Source organism: Luteibacter sp. P4_D7_3, assembly GCF_056401735.1.
Genome location: NZ_JBFUIT010000321.1, coordinates 1 through 4379, shown reverse-complemented (window position 1 = coordinate 4379; position 4379 = coordinate 1). Strand labels below are relative to the sequence as shown.

The window sequence follows — 4379 nt, the reverse complement described above, 5'->3', positions numbered from 1 at the left end:
CGGTAAAGCAGAGCTCGTAGTCGTCTCCGCCAGACAGTGCGAAATCGATCGTGTCCGCATCCTCGAAGTGGGTGAGCAGCGCGGACGAGCGAGGCAGCATGGCCGCATCGATTTCGGCGCCGACACCGCTGGCCTTGCAAATATGCCCGAGGTCGGCCACGAGGCCGTCTGAAACATCGATGCATGCCGTCGCGATGCCACGCAGACCGTTACCGGCGGCCACGCGCGGCGTGGGTCGGTTGAGGCGCTCGATGAGCGCCACGTAAGGCGAGGCATCCGCCTCGGCGAGGCAACGAAGACCGGCGGCTGCGTCGCCGAGCGTGCCGGTGACCATCACGACGTCACCCACGCGTGCGCCGGAGCGCAGCAGCGCTTCGCCCGGAGCGGTAAAGCCGTGCACGGCCACCGTGACGGTGAGCGGACCCCGCGTGGTGTCACCGCCGATGAGGGCAAGGCGCAGTGGCGTAGCGAGCTCGGCGAAACCGCGCGCGAGTTCGTCGACAAACGCTTCGTCGCTATCGGGGAGGGTAAGCGCAAGGAGTGCCCACGCCGGCGTGGCACCCATGGCGGCGAGGTCGGAGAGATTCACCGCGAGCGCCTTCCAGCCGATATCGGCGGCGGCGGTCCCCACGGGAAAATGGACACCCTCGACGAGGGTATCCACGGCAATAGCCAGCTCCCGGCCGGCCGGTGTGGCGACGACGGCAGCGTCGTCGCCGATGCCGGTCAGCACGTCGTCACGGTGGACGTCGRTATGCCGGCGAATGCGGTCGATCAGGTCGAATTCCATGCAGGTTCCTTAGCCCGCGAGGATTCGCGGCACGATCAGGATCGCTTCTCGGCCGTACGCCAATGTGTGGCGAGTTTGTCGAGCACACCGTTCACATAGCTGTGGCCATGATCCGCGCCGAAGCGCTTGGTGGCTTCGACGGCCTCGTTGATCACGACGCGGTACGGCACGTCAGGGCGGTACTTCAGTTCATAAGCGCCCATGCGCAGGGCCGACAGCTCGATGGGATCGATCTGCGAGACTTCACGGTCGACAAACGGCTTGATGCCGTCGTCGAGTTCCTTCACGTGCTTCTCCACGCCGCGCAGGATGTCCTCGAAGTACTCGAGGTCAGCGACGACCATGTCCTGCTCGTGGCGAAACTGCTCGATGACGTTACCCATCTTGCTGCCACCGACCTGCCAGGCATACAGCGCCTGGAGCGCGCGGCGACGCGCACGCGAGCGCGCAGCGAGGTCGATACCGTGCGGAGGTGTGTTGTTCATTTACCGAGCTTCGCGTAGAGGTTCACCATCTCGATCGCGACCATGGCCGCGTCGACACCCTTATTGCCTGCCTTGGTGCCAGCGCGCTCAATGGCCTGCTCGATGCTGTCGGTCGTGAGGACGCCGAACGACACCGGCACGCCGGACGCGTACGCGGCCTGGCCGAGGCCCTTGGCGGCTTCGCCGGCGACGTAGTCGAAGTGGGGAGTGGAGCCGCGAATGACCGCGCCCAGACCGAGCACGGCGGCGTACTTGCCCGAACTGGCGATCTTGTAGGCCGCCTGCGGGATTTCGAACGCGCCGGGGACGCGGATCAGGTCGATCGCGTCCTCTTTCACGCCGTGGCGAACCAGCGCGTCGCGCGCGCCCTCGACCAGCGGCTCGACGACGAACGCGTTGAAACGACCGGCAACGATGGCGAAGCGGCCCTTGGGGGTGGCGAAATCGCCTTCGATGATCTTCATGGGTAGTCCTGTGGCGGGCGGGCCGCTGGCGGCCGGTTATTTTACGGGGTTTTCGGCCTGGGGTGGCCGCTGAAGGTGAGCACGGCGGTCCCATCGGCGACGACGAGCCGCCCTGGGGCGCCAAAAGGCAGGGTGAACTTGGCCGCATCGTGGCCGAACGGCAGGCCACGGACGATCGGGATGCCCGCGACGGCGGCAATCCGCTCGAAGGTGGCGTCCAGGTCGTAGCCGTTGTCGTATTCGGTGGTCCGGTAGCTGGTGAAGTCGCCGATGACCAGCACCTTCTGCCGCGCCAGCACGCCAGCGTGGAACAGGTGATAGAGCATCCGCTCGACCCGGTAGGCCGGCTCGGCGATGTCCTCGATGAAGAGGATGCCGCCCTCGATCCGGGGGAAGAAGGGCGAGCCGATGAGGCTGGTGAGCATCGCCAGGTTGCCACCCCATACCGTCCCTTCGACATCGAGGGCCTCGGTTTCCGGTGCGTCCCACGTGGCACGGCCTTCGTCGGCCGCCAGCGTGGCCCAGAAGTGCTCCCAGGTCTGCGCATCGAGTTCGGGTGCACCGAAATCCGCGCCCAGCATGGGGCCACCCAGGGTCACCAGCCCACTTCGGGCAAACAGCGCGCACTGCAGGGCGGTGAAATCGCTGTGTCCGACCAGGGCCAGCGGGGCGTCCCCGAGACGCTGGCGCAGGCCGTCGTAGTCGAGCAAGGGCAGCAGCGGGTGGGCACCGTAGCCGCCGCGGATCGCCAGGGCGACATCCGGCAAGGGTTTTGACGTGTCCGCCAGCGCGTTGATGTCCGCGGCGCGCTCGGCGTCGCTACCTGCAAAGCGCAGCTCGCGGCGTTCGAGCACGTTCTTGCCCTGCACGTTGTGGCCGGCCTCTTCCAGTCGCGCGATGCCACGAGCCATGGCTTCGGGGTTGTGTGGGTAACCGGACGGCGCGATCAGGCGAATATCGTAACTCGGGGTCATCAGCCAGCTTGCTCCACCACTTCCAGGCCGAAGCCCGCGATGCCGACAAGCTTACGCGGCGTGCCGATGACGCGGAGACGCTTGACGCCAAGATCCGCGAGGATCTGCGCGCCGAGGCCGGTCTGCCGCCATTCCTGGTCGTCTTTCGGGGCCGGCATCGGTGCTGCGTCACGCCTGAGGCGCGCCAGCAGTGCCTCGGGTGCATCGGCACCTGAGAGCACCACCAGGACGCCGCGCTGCTCGGCGTCGATCTTGCGCAGCGCTTCGGTGACCGTCTGTCCGAGGTCGTCGCGCTTGAGGTGGAGGACATCCGATAGCGTGTTGCGCACATGCACGCGGGTGAGCACCGGCTCGCCGTCGGTCACGTCGCCCCGGACCAGGGCGAAGTGCAGGCCGTGACGGATGACATCGCGATAGGCGACCAGGCGGAACGGACCGAACTCGGTGTCGACGTCTTCTTCGTGTACCCGCTCGATCGTCTTCTCGGTCTCGAGGCGGTAGCGGATAAGGTCGGCGATCGTGCCGATCTTCAGGCCGTGCTTCGCCGCGAAGATCTCGAGCTCCGGACGCCGTGCCATCGAGCCATCGTCGTGCAGGATCTCGATGAGCACCGACGACGGCTGCATTCCGGCGAGAGTGGCCAGGTCGCAGCCGGCTTCGGTATGGCCGGCACGGCTGAGCACGCCACCCGCCTGCGCGGTGAGGGGAAAGATATGCCCGGGCATGGTGATGTCCGCGGGCTTCGCATCCGCTGCCGCCGCCACCTGGATCGTGCGCGCGCGATCGTGCGCGGAGATGCCCGTCGTCACCCCTTCGGCGGCCTCGATCGAGACCGTGAAGTTGGTGTGGTACGGCGAGTTGTTGTCGCTGACCATCGGCTTGAGGCCGAGCTGGCGCGTGTGCTTCTCGGTGAGCGTGAGGCACAGCAGGCCGCGCGCTTCGCGGACCATGAAGTTGACGTCCTCGGGGCGCACCTTCTCGGCGGCCATGACGATATCGCCTTCGTTTTCGCGGTCCTCGTCATCGAGGATGACGACCATGCGGCCCTGGCGGAGGTCTTCGAGAATCTCGGGAATCGTATTGAATGGCATGGGAGGTCCGGGTCAGACGAAGCCGTGTTGCTTCAGGAAGGCCTCGTCGAGGCGCGGGGTGTCACCACTGGAAAGCAGGCGTTCGATGTAGCGCGCGACCACGTCCACCTCGATGTTCACGCCATCGCCGGGGCGACGCGCGGCGAACGTCGTATGTTCCACCGTATGGGGGATAAGGTTCACTCCGAAGCGATTGCCGTTGACTTCGTTCACCGTGAGGCTGGTCCCGTCGATGCAGACCGAACCCTTGTGCGCGATGTAGCGCGCGATGTCGCTGGGAACTTCGAAGGTCCAGCGCAGCGAGCGGCCGTCCGGAACGACGGAAACGACCTTGCCCGCGCCGTCCACGTGACCGGAGACCAGATGACCGCCGAGGCGGTCGGCCAGGCGCAAGGCCTTCTCCAGGTTCACGGTATCGCCGGCCTTGTGCTTGCCGAGCGTGGTGTGGGCGAGGGTTTCGTTGGAAACGTCGGCGGCGAAGCTCGTCGTGTCGAAGTCGATCACGGTCAGGCAGACGCCGGAAACCGAGATGCTGTCGCCCAGGGCGACATCGGCCATGTCGAGCGCGGCGGTGT

6 protein-coding genes are annotated in these 4379 nt (G+C 66.5%); all 6 read right to left on the bottom strand.

Features of this window, described 5'->3' with window-relative positions:
* A partial coding sequence (gene thiL / locus AC1DSN_RS18985) for a thiamine-phosphate kinase (RefSeq protein WP_477332219.1) occupies positions 1-790 on the bottom strand: 790 nt, incomplete at its 3' end.
* 35 nt (positions 791-825) lie between these two features.
* The gene (gene nusB, locus AC1DSN_RS18980) at positions 826-1275 is read right to left on the bottom strand and encodes a transcription antitermination factor NusB (RefSeq protein WP_063573523.1); all 450 of its coding nucleotides are present in this window, start codon (positions 1273-1275) and stop codon (positions 826-828) included.
* Positions 1272-1739 carry a 6,7-dimethyl-8-ribityllumazine synthase gene (gene ribH / locus AC1DSN_RS18975; RefSeq protein WP_213948619.1) on the bottom strand — a complete coding sequence of 156 codons (468 nt, stop codon included), beginning with the start codon at positions 1737-1739 and terminating at the stop codon, positions 1272-1274. Before ribH ends, nusB begins: the two co-directional genes overlap by 4 nt.
* Positions 1740-1780: 41 nt before the next feature.
* On the bottom strand, positions 1781-2713 hold the full coding sequence (gene ldcA / locus AC1DSN_RS18970; protein ID WP_477293672.1) for a muramoyltetrapeptide carboxypeptidase: 933 nt from the start codon (positions 2711-2713) through the stop codon (positions 1781-1783).
* A complete protein-coding gene (gene ribB / locus AC1DSN_RS18965; RefSeq protein WP_477332217.1) occupies positions 2713-3804 on the bottom strand; it encodes a 3,4-dihydroxy-2-butanone-4-phosphate synthase in 1092 nt (363 codons plus the stop codon). The genes ldcA and ribB overlap by 1 nt, the downstream gene beginning before the upstream one ends.
* Positions 3805-3816: 12 nt before the next feature.
* Positions 3817-4379: riboflavin synthase (locus tag AC1DSN_RS18960; RefSeq protein WP_477332215.1), on the bottom strand; the 563-nt coding region annotated here is incomplete at its 5' end.

Coding starts and splice junctions, on each gene's coding strand:
- nusB (WP_063573523.1), bottom strand. CDS start 1,275: ATGAACAACACACCTCCGCACGGTATCGACCTCGCTGCGCGCTCGCGT.
- ribH (WP_213948619.1), bottom strand. CDS start 1,739: ATGAAGATCATCGAAGGCGATTTCGCCACCCCCAAGGGCCGCTTCGCC.
- ldcA (WP_477293672.1), bottom strand. CDS start 2,713: ATGACCCCGAGTTACGATATTCGCCTGATCGCGCCGTCCGGTTACCCA.
- ribB (WP_477332217.1), bottom strand. CDS start 3,804: ATGCCATTCAATACGATTCCCGAGATTCTCGAAGACCTCCGCCAGGGC.